Source organism: Corynebacterium tuberculostearicum, from assembly GCF_022347235.1.
In the GTDB taxonomy this organism is placed as follows: domain Bacteria; phylum Actinomycetota; class Actinomycetes; order Mycobacteriales; family Mycobacteriaceae; genus Corynebacterium; species Corynebacterium tuberculostearicum_F.
In genome coordinates this window covers 11,838-27,334 of the sequence record NZ_JAKRDX010000003.1, presented here as the reverse complement: position 1 = coordinate 27,334, position 15,497 = coordinate 11,838, and the positions used below count along the sequence as shown (strand labels likewise).

The following is a 15,497-nucleotide window of genomic DNA, read 5'->3' as shown; positions in this document are numbered from 1 at the left end:
AAGTGCCACCGCACGCTTGCTTGCATGCAAGCTTGCATGCAAGATGGATGCATGTCCAATGAACGAATGCAGCCCGCCGCGGAGCGCGCCTATGACTTCGTCAAAGAGAAGATCATTGACGGCTCCTTCGAGCCCTCGCAGATGCTTTCCGAGGCCTCCCTGGCTACCGAAATGGGAATTAGCCGCACCCCGATGCACGAGGCTTTCCTGCGCCTAGAGGTCGAAGGCTTTCTGCAGCTCTACCCCAGGCGGGGTGCGCTCATCGTGCCGATCAGCCCGCAAGAAATCCGCGAGGTCTATGAGGCACGCTTGCTCGTGGATAGGCACTGTGCTGAAAAGATCTGCGCAATGTCTGATGCCGAGCGCGCGGACATCGCTGATCAGCTGGACGCGACCATCGCGGAGCAGGACACTGCGTTGGATGGCGCAGACCTGCATGCCTATACGCATCTTGATGCGCGTTTCCACCAGATCATCATGGATGGCGGTGCCAATAGCCTGCTAGCCGGGCTGGGACACCAGCTGCGCGAACGCCAGCAGCGTTTTACCGCCACGGCCATTGGCCGCAACGTGGCCCGCGCCCGCACCTTCGTGGATCAGCACCGCACGCTTGCCGATGCCCTCCGCACCGGCGACCTCGACGCCTACCTTTCCGCATTGGACACCCACCTAACCAACTCGAGGAATCAACTATGACCGAAAAGTTTGCCAAACACTCATGGTTTCCCGTCGCTGGCAGCATGGTCGCTGTCGCGTGGGGCGGCAATGAGTTCACCCCTCTCCTAGTTATGTACCGCGAGGAGTCACACTTCTCGCAGGTCACCGTCAATGGCCTCTTGGCCGCCTACGTACTCGGCATCGTGCCAGCGCTGCTGATTTCTGGCCCGCTTTCGGACTACATTGGCCGCCGCCCCACGATGCTGCCTGCCGCGCCACTATCGCTGCTCGGTTCCTTCCTTCTGTCCATCGCACCGAACGAGCCACTCGTCATCGCCGTGGGCCGCATCATGTGCGGCTTGGCTTTGGGCATCGTCATGGCGGTCGGCTCCACGTGGGTGGCAGAGCTCATCACCCGCGCTGGCGGCGATCCCGCTGCCGGCCCGCGCCACGCCTCGATGTGTCTGACCTTAGGCTTCCTCATCGGCGCCGGCCTCGCATCGGTGCTGGCCCAGTGGGGTCCGTGGCCGACCCACTTGGCGTATATCCTGCACATCCTCCTCACCGTTGCCACCGCTATCTGGCTGATGAAGACCCCGGAAACCCGCCCGCCGCGTGGCGCTACGGTAAAAGACACCTTCCTTGACTTAAGCATCCGCGACATGCTGCGCATGCTGCACATTCCCTCCGCAGCGCACCACCGCTTCGTGCGCATTGTTCTGCCGGTCGCCCCGTGGGTCTTCGGCTGCGCTGGCGCCGCCTATGCCCTCCTGCCCCAGCTTCTGTCCGAGTCCGCTGGCGATGCCCCCATCGCTTTTTCCGGCCTGATGACCGTTATCACCTTGGGCTGCGGCGTTGGCATCCAGATGCTCGGCAAGGTTATCGATACCAGCCGCTCGGCCCGCGCATCCGCAGTCGCCATGGGCGTTATCACCGTGGGCACCATCCTCGGCGCGGTTGCCTCTCATACTCGGTCGCTGCCGCTCGGCATCGCCGGTGCCGCTGTCATGGGTGCAGGCTACGGCCTCGCCCTTGTCGCCGGTCTCTCCGAGGTCCAGCGCATCGCCCGCGCCGAAGAACTCGCCGGCCTCACCGCCGTGTACTACTCGGTCTCCTATACCGGCTTCTTTATCCCCATGGCCTTCAGCGCACTCGCGCCGCTGCTCGGCTTTACCACCCTATTCCTCATTGGCGCCGTGCTTGCACTGTGCTGCCTCGTTAACGTGGTCCTCGGTTGGCGCGCTCACCTGCCCGGCCCGGTCCGTTAAGTCCTATCACTCATAAAAATTGCCCAGCCGCTAAGGCTGGGCAATTACTTTTAGGTGGCGGCTAAGGCGCTACTGCTTAACGACGGTAGCCTTAACCCCCTTCACCACCTCGTGCACGTCCACACCATCGAGTGCCTCGGTGGTCACCTGGAAATCGGTGGCGAGCACTTCACCGGCGATGTGGTCGGCGTGACGCTCCGCCCAGGCCTTCTTCTCCTCTGGGACAGAGAGCACGGCCGCGATGCGGTCCGAGACCTCGAACCCAGAAGCCTTGCGGGCATCCTGCAGGCCGCGGATAACGTCCGCTGCCCAGCCTTCGGCCTCGAGCTCTTCGCTCACCTCGGTATCGAGTACTACCAGGCCGTCAAGGCCCTCGATACGCGCGGTGGACTTCGGATTCGCTGCCTGCAGGCGCTCGGTGTACTCATCCGGGCCAAGCACGATATCGCCGTCCACTACAACCTCTTCGCCGCGGCGTTCGTAGTTGCCCGCCTTGAGGTTCTTGATGGCGCGCTGCACGTCCTTGCCCAAGCGCGGGCCGGCGACCTTCGCGTTGCAGACAACCTGGAAGGTGCCTACCGAATCGACGTCGTCAGTAAGCTCAACTTCCTTGACATTGACCTCGTCGCGGATGATATCGGCAAAGTCCGCCAGGCGCTGCGCCCCATTGAGAGCCACCGTCAGCTTCGGCAGTGGCAAACGGTTGCGCAGCTTATTGGACTTGCGCACCGAGGATGCAGCCGAAGCGACCGCGCGGGTCGCATCCATTGCAGACACCAGATCTGCATCGGACGGGTAGTCCGCAGCCTGCGGGTAATCCGCCAGGTGCACCGAACGCTCACCGGTCAGTCCACGGTAGATAACCTCCGCCACGTGCGGCAGCAGCGGCGCCACCACGCGAGTCACGGTCTCCAGCACGGTGTACAAGGTATTAAACGCCTCAGGATGGGCGTCCTCGCCCTCCCAGAAACGATCACGCGAGCGACGGACGTACCAGTTGGTCAGGACGTCGGCAAACAGGCGTACTTCTTCGGTTGCCGTGGCGATATCGGTATCGGCAAGCGCCGCGTTGACATTGGCCACGACGTCGTGGGTCTTGGCCAAGATATAGCGGTCCAAAACATGCGTGGAGCTGGTGTCGAACTTTGCTTCCTTCTCTGCGTAGAGCTGCAGGAAGGTATAGGCATTCCAGATAGGCAAGATCGCCTGGCGCACGCCCTCGCGAATGCCCTGCTCGGTCACGATGAGGTTGCCTCCGCGCAGGATAGGCGAAGACATCAGGAACCAGCGCATGGCATCCGAGCCATCACGGTCAAAGACCTCGTTGACGTTCGGATAGTTGCCCTTGGACTTAGACATCTTAAGGCCATCGTTGCCCAGCACGATGCCATGGGCCACGACCTTCTTATACGCCGGGCGATCAAAAAGCGCGGTGGACAGCGCGTGCATCACATAGAACCAACCACGCGTCTGACCGGAGTACTCCACAATGAAGTCGGACGGCGAGTGGGTTTCAAACCATTCCTTATTCTCGAATGGGTAGTGCTTTTGCGCAAAGGGCATCGAGCCGGACTCAAACCAGCAATCCAGCACGTCTGGCACGCGGCGCATCATCGACTTACCGGTCGGATCATCCGGGTTCGGGCGCACCAACTCGTCGATATGCGGACGGTGCAGCGACTCCGGACGAACTCCGAAATCGCGCTCCAGCTCATCCAAGGAGCCGTAGACATCCATACGCGGATAGTTGTCGTCATCGGACATCCACACCGGGATAGGCGCACCCCAGTAGCGGGTACGGGAGATATTCCAGTCGCGCGCACCCTCGAGCCACTTGCCAAACTGGCCATCTCGGATGTGCTCCGGCAGCCACTCAATCTCCTTGTGGTTGAGCTCCACCATGCGATCGCGGAACTCGGTCACCTTCACGAACCAGGCCGGCAGCGCCATGTAGATAAGCGGCTCGCCCGAGCGCCACGAGTGCGGATAGGAGTGCTCGATGGTTACGTGGCGCACCACTCGCCCAGCAGCCTTCAAGTCCTTGATGATGTCCTTATTCGCATCAAAGACCAGCTGGCCCTCATACGGCGGAACCTGCGAGGTGAACTTACCGTCCTCATCCACCGGGATGACCAGCTCGATGTCGTACTGATTGGTGGTATTCATATCGTCTTCACCAAACGCAGGAGCCTGGTGAACCACACCGGTGCCGTCCTCTGTGGTGACGTAATCAGCGATCAAGACCTGGTAGGCATTGCGCAGATCCGGGAAGAAGCCGAAGATAGGCTCATAGGTAAAGCCCTCGAGTTGCGCGCCGGTAAATTTCTCCAGTACCTCGGCCTCACCCAGTTCCTTCTCCAAGGTGGCCAGCAGGTTTTCCGCCATGATGAAGGTACGGCCAGCGAAATCGCCCTCCGTAGCCTTAAAGAGCACGTAAGTAACCTCTGGATGAACCGCCAAGGCCTCGTTCGAAGGCAAGGTCCAGGGGGTGGTGGTCCAGGCGAGGAAAGAGGCGTCGGCAAGCGCAGGGTACTCCGCCAACGTCTTTTCTGCCGCGCTTCCCTCGCGCGCGCCCTCCACTGGGAAGGTAACGGTCAGGGTTGGATCCTGGCGCATCTTATAGGAATCGTCCAGGCGGGTCTCCTGATTGGACAAAGAAGTGTGCTCCGCCCAAGAGTACGGAAGAACTCGGAAGCCCTTGTAGATAAGGCCCTTGTCATAAAGCTCCTTGAACGCCCACATGACCGATTCCATGTAGTTGATATCCATGGTCTTGTAGCCGTTGTCAAAGTCCACCCAGCGGGCCTGGCGGTTGACGTACTCTTCCCACTCGTCGGTGTATTCCAGCACGGACTTGGCGCAGTATTCATTGAACTTTTCCAAGCCCATGTCCTCGATCTGCGCCTTTTCAGTGATACCCAGCTGCTTTTCCGCCTCCAGCTCAGCGGGCAGACCGTGGGTATCCCAGCCGAAGACACGAGGCACGTAATTGCCGGCCATGGTGCGATAGCGCGGGACGATATCCTTCACATAACCGGTCAACAGGTGGCCATAGTGCGGCAAGCCATTTGCGAATGGAGGGCCATCATAAAAGATGTACTCTGGGCAGTCCTTGGTCTTTTCTAGCGAAGCCTGGAAGGTATCATCCTGCTTCCAGTACTTCTGGACTTCCTCTTCCATATCTGGGAAGCGGCTGGAGCCGCCAGTCATGTCGACCTTGGGGTAAACCTTTTTCGCCATAATTATCCTTCACTCTTAACACGGTGCAGGGACGCGCCATCAAGGCTCGCGGTACCACCCTGCTTGAGCCCGAAGGCTCCGCTTCGTTTCGGTGAAGGAGTTGACGGTCCCACCCGTTCAGTTCTACTGGGCCACACTGGCTGTTCTTCTGAATTGCTCCCCGGTGATGGCCGGATCACTGCGTGTAGGCCACAGTATAGCGCCCCAGAATCTTCGTGCACAAGAAGTTATCCACAGGCTAAAAACTTTCCCTTGTGGGGGCTTGCGCGGGGAAATACATTGTGAGTCGTGAACGCGTTAGATACTTACCTCGCAGCCATGGCACCCGGGATGGACATCGTCCTCGGGTGCGCAGGCATGTCTGAGGACGACCTCTGCGCGCGTGGCGCCGCTGAAAAGACGGCCCGCGAGTTGGCATTGCTCAAAGAGGCGTACTGCGGCACGACCAAGTTCACTAGGAAGCGTCGTCGTGCTATCGAAGGAGCTCAGCACAATGGGCATTCCATCGTAGCTTTATCCATCATTGAAAAGTATGCGCGCAAGATGCCCACGCTTTTCGACGCCTGGGTCCTCCGCGAACAGCTATGCACCACCAAGGCCACAGCAGCGGCATTAGAAAAGCTGGCGCAATCCAAGGTTCCGAAGAAAAAGCGCAAGATAAAGCCTGGTATACGCATCATCCGCCGCAAGGATGCGCCGTGGACGTTAGCTATCGACGGCTCGTCTTCGTTTATTGCAGACCTCCACGCGGCGGTGGAGAACCAGGATAAAAAGCCACTGAATGTGGTGGAAGATACCTTCTTCGGCAACGATACGGCGCAACGAAGCACGGTGGTAACCAATGTCATCGTGCGCTTGGAAGACTACGTGCGCATCGTCAACGGTGATGGCGAGGAAATCACCTTGCAGATGACCAACGGAGCAACGCTTACGGGAGCGCAGTATGTGCGCCGCACGCTCAAGGAGCATGGGCTCATTACTCTGGTGAGCCCCTATGAAGGCGCGGTGAACCTGTACCGCACGGAGCGCTTCGCCAATGCCAAGCAGCGGTTGATGGCGGGCGCGGAAAATCCGGTATGCCCATGGCCGCGGTGCGCTAAGCCTGCCGACGAATGCCAAATTCACCATTTGGAGCCGTGGTTGCACGGTGGATTGACCAATATCGCGAACTTATCCACAGCCTGCGCGTACCACAATGGCGCCAACGATGACGATCCCAATGCCCCGCCGCTGCGCGGGCGACTTGCCCGTACCAACGGACAGATTCGGTGGCAACCGCCCGATTGCTAGAGCCCGACTGCAGAATAAGGCGCCTCGTGCGCCTTATTGGCATGCCTGCAACCGAAAGCTTTGGGTCTCGCGGCGTTAGTCCTCGCGGAAGGCTGCGCGCAGCGCCTCCTCCTCGGGGGATTCAGTTGCTGAGGCTTTGTCAGCGCGATGCTTATGCGCCCAGTCCAGGATGAAGCACACGAGTCCGACGCCGGCGGCGCCAAAAACGATATACAGCGACCAATCTGCACCCGAGATAACAAAGTTGACCAAGGCCACGAATGCCACGAGGGCGAGAACTAAAGCGGCTACGAGCACAGTGGTTCCTTTCGGTAGGGGCGGGCTATAGCACGACGGTCTAAAACAACAATAGCGCCCCCGCCGCGGTGGCGGGGGCGCTAGGAAGAACGGGGTGGCTTAGTTGTTGCCAGCCTCGCCGTTCGGTGCGGCGGTGCCGCGGGTAGCCAGCTCTTCCAGCTGAGACTCCAGCAGGGTCTTCAGGCGGGTGCGGTACTCGCGCTCGAAGGTGCGCAGCTCGGAGATACGAGCCTCCAGTGCGGTCTGCTGCTGCTTGACGGTGTTCATAACCTCGGTGTGCTTGCGCTCGGCATCGGCCTGCAGGGAAGCAGCCTTCTCCTCTGCCTGGCGGATTTGTGCCTCTGCGCGAGAGGAAGCATCAGACTCGGTCTGCTTTGCCTTTGCCTCGGCGTCAGATACCAGCTTCTTGGAGCGGGAATCTGCATCCTGCAGCTGGGCGTCGTACTTCTTCTGGGCGTCGGCAAGCTGTGCCTTGGAGCGGGAATCTGCATCGGTCAGCTGCTTCTCGGCGGCGGTGCGCGCCTCGGACAGCATGGACTCGGACTCCGCACGAGCCTCGGAGGTCAGGCGGTCTGCCATCTCCTGTGCCAGACCCAGAACGCGGGCAGCCTGCATGTGGGTTTCCGGGGTAGCCAGGCCATCGGCGGTCTGTGCAACACCAGCGCCTGCGATACCCGCTGCCGCTGCACCAGCCTTGGAGGAACCAGCTGCGGAAGCAGACTTCTTCAGCTCGTCGTTTTCCTTCTTGGAAGCCTCGAGGTCCTTCTTTGCCTGGGCTGCCTCCGCGCGAGCTGCCTCGGCGTCCTTCTTGGCCTGAGCCGCCTCTTCGCGGGCTGCCTTCAGCTCTGCGGAGGAGGAAGCAGCAGCGGAGCCAGACGCCTGTGCCTTGGAAGCCTCAGCCTGAGCTGCCTTAACCTGCTCCTGTGCCTTCTTGGTCTCTTCCTTAGCGCGGGAAACCTCGGACTTGGAGTCCGCCAGCTTGGTTTCGTACTCCGCGCGCAGCTTGGCCTCAATCTCCTTACGCAGCGCAGCCTCATCGGTGCGGGTGGAAGCCGCAGTTGCGGTACCAGCAGCGCCGGCACCAGCACCCGCCTTAACCTGGGAGTTCAAATCGCTGACCTGAGCCTGCAGGTCTTCGTTCTCATCCTGCAGCTGGGCAAGGGCGTCCTCTACGAGGTCGAGGAACTGATCCACCTCGTCTTCGTTGTAGCCGCGCTTGCCAATCGGCGGCTTGCTGAACGCGACGTTGTGAACATCAGCTGGTGACAGTGGCATGTCTTCTCTTCCCCTTCAGGTTGGTACAACCCCGGAGCTTCCAGGGCCTTAGGAGTGCGGTTCAGGCCTAACTAAACCTTCCCCACAAAGGTACATGTGGTTCATAATACGGGTTATCGCGATTTATCGTAACCAAACGCCCACAATAATCGACGCCCCGCCGAGTCTCAACGTTTACCACAGGTTTCGAGGCGACGGGGGTGTTAAGTCAGAAAAATCATCTGCAAGATCAGTGTGAGTATCGAGAGCAAGACGAACAGTACAAGCACCGATACATCAAGCGCTACGCCACCCATTTGCAGGGGCGGGATCAGGCGCCGCAACGCCTTGACCGGCGGGTCCGTAATCACAAACAAAGGCTCCGCTATAACCATGAACCAGCGTGGAGGGTTGAACTGCCGCGAGAAAGACTGGATCATCTCAATAATGATGCGGGCGATGAGCACCCACGTATAGATCCGCACGAGCAGGATAAGAATAATTCCGAGTTGTGTCACAATGACCGAGCCTATCGAATAAACCCCCGCAGGTGCCCAATCGGCACCCCACGGGGGCTAAATGAACCGTGCTGCCTTAGCGCAGGCCTGCGGCACGCTCGAGCTCGTGCTTTGCAATGTCCGCAGCCTTAGGCACGATGGAAAAGACCTTGCGCTCAGTGTCCATACCCTTGGTGAGGTTGAGCATACGGCCCTCCAGGCCGAAGCAGAGGCCGGCAGCGAAGTCGATGAAACGCTTGGCGGTGGCTTTTTCGGCGTCAGTCAACTCGAAGACAACGGCATCGCCGTCGCGGAAGGGCTCGCCTACCTTGGCGGCGTCATTGAAAGACGTCAGGGAAATAGCCACGATGGTCGGGACGAATTCCTCCTGTACCGGGGCCGGCTCGTAGGACTGCGGGGCGCGGCGAGGTGCGTAGGCCGAGGAGCTATTTTCGGAGTAACGCGGCTCCTCGTTGTAGTAGGCATCGTCTTCTTCGATGTCCACCGGGCCCAGCCCGAAGAAATCCTTCGTCTTATCAATGAATGACATTTTTGGGTCTCCCTCTGACCTAAATTTGTACAAGTCTAAACGCGTAAAATGTGTCTGGTGTGACTCATGTGATTTACGCCGTGAAATGCGCTTTTGCGATGTTTTTAACCTACTGGCCGCGGCCCCATGATACTGGTTCCGACACGCACGATATCACTGCCCGCAGCAATTGCCTCGGCCATGTCCGCACTCATGCCAGCAGAGAACTTCAGCGGTCGATTGAGCTCAGACGATAAGCGATCTACCTCTCCGCGGACGTTTCGGAATACCTCACCAGCATCGGCATCAAGAGGCGGAACTACCATGAGTCCGGCAAGTTCCAAGTGCTGCGCGTCTTCTACGGCACGCACGACCTCATCGAGTACGTCTGGAGTTACACCACCACGAGCCCCATCGCCGTCGACGGAGACTTGGATGAAAACTGGCAGATTACCTTCGCGCTCGCCTCGTTCCTTGGCTAAGGAAACGCCTCGCTCCAGTGCGTGGGCGAGTTTGAGGGAATCAAGCGAATGCACGCTGGCCGCCCATCGGGCTACATGGTTGGCTTTCTTGGTCTGGATTTGGCCAATCATGTGGAAACGCAGCTGCGGCAGCTCAGCGGCCTTGGCACGGGCCTCTTGTTCCCGGTTTTCGGCGACGTCGGTAACTCCTAGATCTGCCAGCAGGGAAATATCCGCAGCTGGGTGAAATTTCGTCACCGGCAACAGCTGCGGCGGTTTCCGCCCTGACTGCGCTGCTAGCCTTTCAATCTCGGCACGGGTGGCCGCTAAATTTTCTTGTAGCTGTGCTTTTCTTTCTGACATTACTTAGCCTCCAACCAAATTAGTCCAGCCTGGCGGCCGGTGGTTCCTTCGCGCCGATAGGAAAAGAAGTCTTCGTCTTCAATGGTGCAGCGCGGGTCGGATTCAATCGCGGTGATACCTAGCCCCATGAGCTGGCGAATCAGCCCTGCGCGCACATCGATGCCCCACGTGCCCTTCGACGTCCGAGTCTTGGAGCCGGGCAGGCGACGCTCGACGTCAGTGGCCATTTCCTCGGGCACTTCATAATTCTTTCCCGAAGCAGCCGGCCCCATAACCACCTGAATGCGCTCGGGCTGTGCGCCAAGCTTCTGCATTTCGCGCACGGTATTGACCACAATGCCGTTGCGGGCGCCCAAGCGGCCGGCGTGGGCGGCGGCGATGACACCGGCGGCGACGTCGACAAGCAGCACCGGCGTGCAATCCGCAACGAGAACGCCTAGCCCGAGGCGTCGCTGGGTGGTGACAATTGCGTCTGTGGCTGGCACGGGCTCGTCCTGTGGACCATCGACGACAGTGACGGTATTGGTGTGCAGCTGTTCCATCCACACGATGTCGTCCAGACCGGTCACGCGCTTCAGGCGCTCGCGGTTAGCGGCAACCGCGGCGGGGTCATCGCCGACGTGGTGCCCCAAGTTGAAGGAGTCGTATGGAATAGCAGACGCCCCGCCAGCACGGCTAGTAAAAACCATGCGGACGGGGCGTGTGGTGCGATGTTCCTCGTTTACTGGCATGCACACCAGCGTAGCGCTTTGCGCTTAGCGCATGAAGGAAGGCACGTCCAGATCGTCGTCGCCGTCATCGTCACGACGCTGGGATGGGCGGGACAAACGGTAGTCATCGCGGCGCTCCTCGCGGGAGAAACGGTCAGAGTTGGTGAACAGACCGCTAGATTCTGGGCGACGCTCCTCAGCAGGACGCTGCGGGGTGTAGCGCTCTCGCTCCTGGCCGGCGCGCGGCTCGTAGGAGTGGCGCGGAGAGTAGTCATCCTGTACTGGCTGAGAAGCAGCAGGCTGCGCCGGTGCCGGGGTGACGGGCTCTGCGGCTTCGCGCTGGCGATTGTCAAAAAGGGAGCCCGGCTTGCGCTGTTCCTGCTGCGGCTGCTGCTGCGCAGCGGCCTGGGTCATATTGGCCTCGGCATCGAAACCGGTGGCAATGATGGTGATGCGGATTTCATCGCCCAGGGTGTCATCGATGATGGTACCGAAGATGAGGTTGACGTCTTCGTCAGCGCGCTCTTCCACCATGGAGGCGGCGGCGTTTACTTCGTGCAGGCCGAGATCGGAGCCGCCGGCGATGGACAGCAGCACGCCCTTGGCGCCTTCCATCGTGGATTCCAACAGCGGGGAGTTAATGGCTTGCTCAGCAGCGGTCATGGCGCGGTTATCACCGCGGGCGGAACCGATGCCCATCAGCGCGGAGCCAGCGTCAGACATGACGGAGCGGACGTCCGCAAAGTCGACGTTGATCATGCCCGGGATGGTGATCAAGTTGGTAATACCCTGCACACCATTGTGCAGCACCTCATCGGCAGCGCGGAAAGCCTCGACGATGGAAAGCTCTTCCCCACCGAGCTGCATCAGGCGATCGTTCGGGATGACGATGAGGGTATCGCAGACCTCGCGCAGCTCCTCAATGCCGGCCATGGCCTGGCGGGTACGGCGAGCGCCTTCGAACTTGAACGGGCGGGTGACAACACCGACGGTCAGCGCACCCATCTTCTTCGCGATAGACGCCACGACCGGAGCAGCACCGGTGCCGGTGCCGCCACCCTCGCCAGCAGTCACGAAGACCATATCGGAGCCCTCGAGGGCGTCTTCAATTTCGGACTTGTGGTCTTCTGCGGAGGTCTTGCCTACCTCAGGGTTAGCGCCGGCACCGAGGCCGCGGGTGGCCTCACGGCCAATGTCGAGCTTGGTATCTGCGTCAGAGAAGATGAGGGCCTGGGAGTCCGTGTTGATGGCGACGAACTGCACGCCCTTGAGGCCTTCTTCGATCATGCGGTTCACGGCGTTGACGCCGCCACCGCCGACGCCGACGACCTTGATATCCGCGAGATTGTTATTGGAAGAGATCATGTGAGTTGGTCTCACCTTTCGCTACTTTAAGTCTGCACGTGCATTAAACGAGGAATGTAATGCGCTCCGCCGAGGGCGAATCGCGTTCCTTTCCATCTTTAACGACAGCGGTGTAATTTTCACGCACATTTTCCGCGTGTCGAGACCCTCAAGTTCCACTTTAGGGTTTCTCACCTGCGGTTTTGCTTGTCACACCCGTATCATCCGCCCCATGGTTCAGGCACTGAAATGGGCCCGTGCAGCGCACACGCCTAAGCGGTGCTGCACGGGCCCACAAGCGCGATAGAAAGTACCCGCGGGGGCACCCGTCGCCCTATCCGCGGGTGGTGACCAACTCAGGGTTGGAAATATTCCACTCGCGGCCTTCCATCTTCAACACGGTGGCGAAGGCATGCGCCTTGTCCTCATCGTTGGAATCGCTGGCACCCCAGAAGATGCGCCGGTCATCTTTGGTGGTGAAAGTCAGCGAGTATTCGCCAGCAACTTCGAGTTTTGCTACCTGGTTGCGGACGTCGTCGGAAAGCGCTGCAATCGCTCGCACCGCATCCTGGGTTTGCGGGGAGCCGCTATCGACGGAGCCCGTCACCTCAACCGCGCCCGCGGGAGGCTCAGCGGAGGTAAATTCCTCGCCTTTATCATCGATCAGGTAGGGCTTATTATCGCGCTTTACAAACGCCACGGCCTTGTGCTCGGCCACGTTGATGGTCAAGGTCGAAGGGAAATCGCGAGAGACTGTCACCGAATCGACCCAGTCCAATCCAGCAACGCCGGAAGCTGCCTCACGCGCGTTAACGCGCAGCAAATTTTCGCCCTTGGGAACCCCAGAGGCTTCCTCCACCTGCGCGGGATCGAGCTGGTGGACGCCTTCGACGTGAAAATTGCGTACCTTCAGGACGGGAACTGTCCACATCACGGCGGCCGCTATGACGGCCACGGCGACAATTGCGGCGATGACCCCAGCGATGAGCTTTGCGGAGACGCGCACTAGCTTGCCCGCAATTCATCGAGGATTTCCGCTGCCACCATGGTTACCGAGCCAGCACCGATGGTCAGCACCACATCGCCTGGCTCCACCACCGACACGACGTCGCGGGCAGCGGCGGAGAAATCCGGCTCGAAGATGACCTGCATATCAGCGGGCATCTTATCGGTAATGATGCGGGAGGTAATTCCCTCCACGGGCTGCTCGCGAGCACCGTAGATGTCGAGTACCACGGCGGCGTCGGCAAGCGAGAGTGCCTGGGCAAACTCGGCGTCGAATTCCATGGTGCGCGAGTACAGGTGCGGCTGGAAACACGCAATGACGCGGCCACCGTGGCCTTCCGCCTCGACCTTGGCGCGCGCGGCCCGTAGCACTGCCGCAACCTCGGTGGGATGGTGCGCATAATCATCAAAGACGCGCACGGGTTTGCCCTGCTTGTCGACGCTCCCCCGGTACTCAAAGCGCCGCCGCACGCCGCTAAAGTCAGCCAATCCCTCGGCGATGGCGGCCGGGGTGCCGCCGGAGAGCACGCCGGCGATCAAGGCACCCATGGAATTGAGCACCATGTGGTGGCCTGGAATTTGCAGCTCGTAGCGCACGGTTTCAGAAACGCCAGGAAGGTCGAGCTTGACGGTGGTGTCCATACCTTCCGCGGTGGTCTCTTCGCGCACCAGCTCAGCGGCCAACGGCACGGTAGAGGTAAAAGACTTCTCCGGCGAGCCGTAGGCCACGACGTTGATGCCGCGCTCCAGCGCCCGCTCACCAGCCCGGGCAGCGTGCTCGTCTTCGGCGCAGACAACGAGGTAGCCGGTCTCCGGGGTGACCAAGTCAGCAAAGTCATCGAAGACTTGGAAGTAGGCTTCCTCGCTGTGGAAGAAGTCGAGGTGATCAGGCTCGATAGTCGTGAGCACCGCGACGTCTGGGCTATAGCGCAGCAGCGAGGCATCGGATTCATCGGCCTCGGCGACGAAAGCTTCCCCGGTGCCACCGTGGGCATTGGTGCCCGCGCGATTGAGCTGGCCGCCGATGGCAAAGGAGGGATCGAGACCCGCGTGTTGCATCGCGCTCACGGTCATCGACGTGGTGGAGGTTTTGCCATGGGTGCCAGCCAACAGCACTTGCTTGTGGCCTTCCATCAACGCGGCGAGCAGATCGGAGCGGCGAATTACCGGGATATCGTTGTCCTTTGCGGCTACCAGCTCCGGGTTGTCTTGGGGGATGGCGGCAAAAGAAGTAACCACGACGGTGGGCAGTTCACCAGACAGTCGCAGGTTTTCCGCGGCGTGGCCGATGGCGACCTTGGCGCCCATGGTGCGCAGCACCTCAACCGGGGTGGAGTCTTTGACATCGGAACCTGTGACCACTCCGCCGCGAGCGGCGAGGATTCGCGCGAGCCCCGACATGCCGGAACCACCAACGCCGATGAGGTGGACGCGGCGCAGATCGTAGTGTGCGGGATCGGTCATTTACTTGTCCTTCCTTCCAGCGGCGTCTTCGGCCTCGGATACGCGGGCGGCGATGCGGTCTGCGATGGTATTGGCCACGTCTCCGGCGCTGGCATGGGCGGCGGCGTGCGTCATCGACTCGAGGCGTTGCGGGTCATCAAGAATGCCGCGCACCTCGGAGATGAGTCGCTCTGGGGTCAGCTCTGCGTCCGGAATCTGGATGGCGGCGCCTGCCTCGACCACGTCGCGGGAATTGAGCGCCTGTTCGCCATTGCCGTGCGGCAGCGGAACGTAAATGGCCGGCAGGCCTGCGGCGGATACTTCGGCGACGGTCATCGCGCCGGAGCGGCACACGACGAGGTCAGCCACCGCAAGGGCGGAGCCCATGTCCTCGATATACGGCAGTGCGGCGTAGTTGGGGTGTTCCGCGGGCGGGTCATTCTTCTTGCCGTAGGCGTGCAGGAGCTGGAAGTCCTGTGCCAGGTCCTCCACCGCTCCAGCAACGGCGCGGTTGATGCTGGCCGCGCCTTGGGACCCGCCGGTGATGAGAATGGTGGGAAGCTCGGACAGGTTCCACTTGGTGCGCGCGTCTGCGGCTAGGTTGCCATTCGGGTCCTCTGCCAAGCTCGGGCGAACGGGGATGCCAACGACCTCGCCCGGCATGCCAGAATCCGGGTGGGCGTTGAGTCCTATGCCACCCATCTTCACGCCGAGTTTATTGGCCATTCCAGCCAAAGCATTGGTCTCGAGAACATAAAATGGGATGCCGAGGGATCGCGCAGCGATATAGGCCGGCCCGGCTACGTAGCCGCCGGTGCCAAAGACGACATCCGCCTCGACGTCCTTGAGTACCTGCTTGGCCTCCCCCACCGCGCGGGAGAGGTTGAACGGTAGCTTGAAGAGCTGCGCGTTGACCTTGCGCGGGATTGGCACGGGGGTAATCAGGCTAAGGTCCACGCCGCGGGCGGGAATGATATCGCGCTCGAGGCCCTTTTCGGTACCGAGAGCGGTGATGCGTGCGCCGTGGCGCTCGCGCAAAGCTTCACCCACGGCGAGGGCGGGTTCAATGTGTCCGGCGGTGCCGCCACCTGCGATGACGACGGAAATAGGCGTGGAATTCATAGCCTAAAGGCTACCAG

14 protein-coding genes are annotated in these 15,497 nt (G+C 60.7%); 3 read left to right on the top strand and 11 right to left on the bottom strand.

From position 1 onward, the window contains the following. Nucleotides 1-51: 51 nt before the first annotated feature. A complete protein-coding gene (locus tag MHK09_RS02255) occupies nt 52-696 on the top strand; it encodes a GntR family transcriptional regulator (RefSeq protein ID WP_005324538.1) in 645 nt (214 codons plus the stop codon). After that, on the top strand, nt 693-1,925 hold the full coding sequence (locus MHK09_RS02250; RefSeq protein WP_005324537.1) for an MFS transporter: 1,233 nt from the start codon (nt 693-695) through the stop codon (nt 1,923-1,925). The genes MHK09_RS02255 and MHK09_RS02250 overlap by 4 nt, the downstream gene beginning before the upstream one ends. A 69-nt stretch (nt 1,926-1,994) precedes the next feature. Here MHK09_RS02250 and ileS read toward each other — a convergent pair whose 3' ends face one another. Then, the gene (ileS, locus tag MHK09_RS02245; RefSeq protein WP_250412554.1) at nt 1,995-5,165 is read right to left on the bottom strand and encodes an isoleucine--tRNA ligase; all 3,171 of its coding nucleotides are present in this window, start codon (nt 5,163-5,165) and stop codon (nt 1,995-1,997) included. A 288-nt stretch (nt 5,166-5,453) separates the two neighbouring features. Between ileS and MHK09_RS02240 the strand changes: the two genes are divergently transcribed. Then, a complete protein-coding gene (locus tag MHK09_RS02240; RefSeq protein WP_250412553.1) occupies nt 5,454-6,455 on the top strand; it encodes an HNH endonuclease signature motif containing protein in 1,002 nt (333 codons plus the stop codon). 75 nt (nt 6,456-6,530) lie between these two features. On the opposite strand, the gene MHK09_RS02235 is transcribed toward MHK09_RS02240, so the two are convergent. From MHK09_RS02235 to murG, 10 genes are all read right to left on the bottom strand, one after another. Then, nucleotides 6,531-6,752, bottom strand: coding sequence for a zinc-binding dehydrogenase (locus MHK09_RS02235; protein ID WP_250412552.1), 222 nt, complete (start codon nt 6,750-6,752; stop codon nt 6,531-6,533). A 99-nt stretch (nt 6,753-6,851) separates the two neighbouring features. Further along, nucleotides 6,852-8,027, bottom strand: a complete 1,176-nt coding sequence (locus MHK09_RS02230; RefSeq protein WP_250412551.1) for a DivIVA domain-containing protein — start codon at nt 8,025-8,027, stop codon at nt 6,852-6,854. A gap of 203 nt (nt 8,028-8,230) precedes the next feature. Then, nucleotides 8,231-8,524 carry a YggT family protein gene (locus MHK09_RS02225; RefSeq protein ID WP_250412550.1) on the bottom strand — a complete coding sequence of 98 codons (294 nt, stop codon included), beginning with the start codon at nt 8,522-8,524 and terminating at the stop codon, nt 8,231-8,233. A 76-nt stretch (nt 8,525-8,600) separates the two neighbouring features. Next, nucleotides 8,601-9,053: a cell division protein SepF gene (locus MHK09_RS02220; protein WP_250412549.1), complete on the bottom strand. Its 453-nt coding sequence runs from the start codon at nt 9,051-9,053 to the stop codon at nt 8,601-8,603. Nucleotides 9,054-9,157: 104 nt separating this feature from the next. Further along, nucleotides 9,158-9,856, bottom strand: coding sequence for a YggS family pyridoxal phosphate-dependent enzyme (locus MHK09_RS02215; protein WP_250412548.1), 699 nt, complete (start codon nt 9,854-9,856; stop codon nt 9,158-9,160). Then, nucleotides 9,856-10,587 carry a peptidoglycan editing factor PgeF gene (pgeF, locus tag MHK09_RS02210; RefSeq protein ID WP_150850919.1) on the bottom strand — a complete coding sequence of 244 codons (732 nt, stop codon included), beginning with the start codon at nt 10,585-10,587 and terminating at the stop codon, nt 9,856-9,858. The genes MHK09_RS02215 and pgeF overlap by 1 nt, the downstream gene beginning before the upstream one ends. Before the next feature lie 24 nt (nt 10,588-10,611). Then, nucleotides 10,612-11,931: a cell division protein FtsZ gene (gene ftsZ / locus MHK09_RS02205; protein ID WP_250412547.1), complete on the bottom strand. Its 1,320-nt coding sequence runs from the start codon at nt 11,929-11,931 to the stop codon at nt 10,612-10,614. A gap of 313 nt (nt 11,932-12,244) precedes the next feature. Next, nucleotides 12,245-12,916 carry a cell division protein FtsQ/DivIB gene (locus tag MHK09_RS02200; RefSeq protein WP_250409960.1) on the bottom strand — a complete coding sequence of 224 codons (672 nt, stop codon included), beginning with the start codon at nt 12,914-12,916 and terminating at the stop codon, nt 12,245-12,247. Further along, a complete protein-coding gene (gene murC, locus MHK09_RS02195) occupies nt 12,916-14,379 on the bottom strand; it encodes a UDP-N-acetylmuramate--L-alanine ligase (RefSeq protein ID WP_250412546.1) in 1,464 nt (487 codons plus the stop codon). Before murC ends, MHK09_RS02200 begins: the two co-directional genes overlap by 1 nt. Beyond that, nucleotides 14,380-15,480, bottom strand: a complete 1,101-nt coding sequence (gene murG / locus MHK09_RS02190) for an undecaprenyldiphospho-muramoylpentapeptide beta-N-acetylglucosaminyltransferase (protein WP_250412545.1) — start codon at nt 15,478-15,480, stop codon at nt 14,380-14,382. Nucleotides 15,481-15,497 lie beyond the last annotated feature (17 nt).

What these genes read in the sequence shown, in the direction of transcription:
- MHK09_RS02255 (WP_005324538.1), top strand. Translation starts at nt 52, where the DNA reads ATGTCCAATGAACGAATGCAGCCCGCCGCGGAGCGCGCCTATGACTTC.
- MHK09_RS02250 (WP_005324537.1), top strand. Translation starts at nt 693, where the DNA reads ATGACCGAAAAGTTTGCCAAACACTCATGGTTTCCCGTCGCTGGCAGC.
- ileS (WP_250412554.1), bottom strand. Translation starts at nt 5,165, where the DNA reads ATGGCGAAAAAGGTTTACCCCAAGGTCGACATGACTGGCGGCTCCAGC.
- MHK09_RS02230 (WP_250412551.1), bottom strand. Translation starts at nt 8,027, where the DNA reads ATGCCACTGTCACCAGCTGATGTTCACAACGTCGCGTTCAGCAAGCCG.
- MHK09_RS02220 (WP_250412549.1), bottom strand. Translation starts at nt 9,053, where the DNA reads ATGTCATTCATTGATAAGACGAAGGATTTCTTCGGGCTGGGCCCGGTG.
- MHK09_RS02215 (WP_250412548.1), bottom strand. Translation starts at nt 9,856, where the DNA reads ATGTCAGAAAGAAAAGCACAGCTACAAGAAAATTTAGCGGCCACCCGT.
- pgeF (WP_150850919.1), bottom strand. Translation starts at nt 10,587, where the DNA reads ATGCCAGTAAACGAGGAACATCGCACCACACGCCCCGTCCGCATGGTT.
- ftsZ (WP_250412547.1), bottom strand. Translation starts at nt 11,931, where the DNA reads ATGATCTCTTCCAATAACAATCTCGCGGATATCAAGGTCGTCGGCGTC.
- murC (WP_250412546.1), bottom strand. Translation starts at nt 14,379, where the DNA reads ATGACCGATCCCGCACACTACGATCTGCGCCGCGTCCACCTCATCGGC.
- murG (WP_250412545.1), bottom strand. Translation starts at nt 15,480, where the DNA reads ATGAATTCCACGCCTATTTCCGTCGTCATCGCAGGTGGCGGCACCGCC.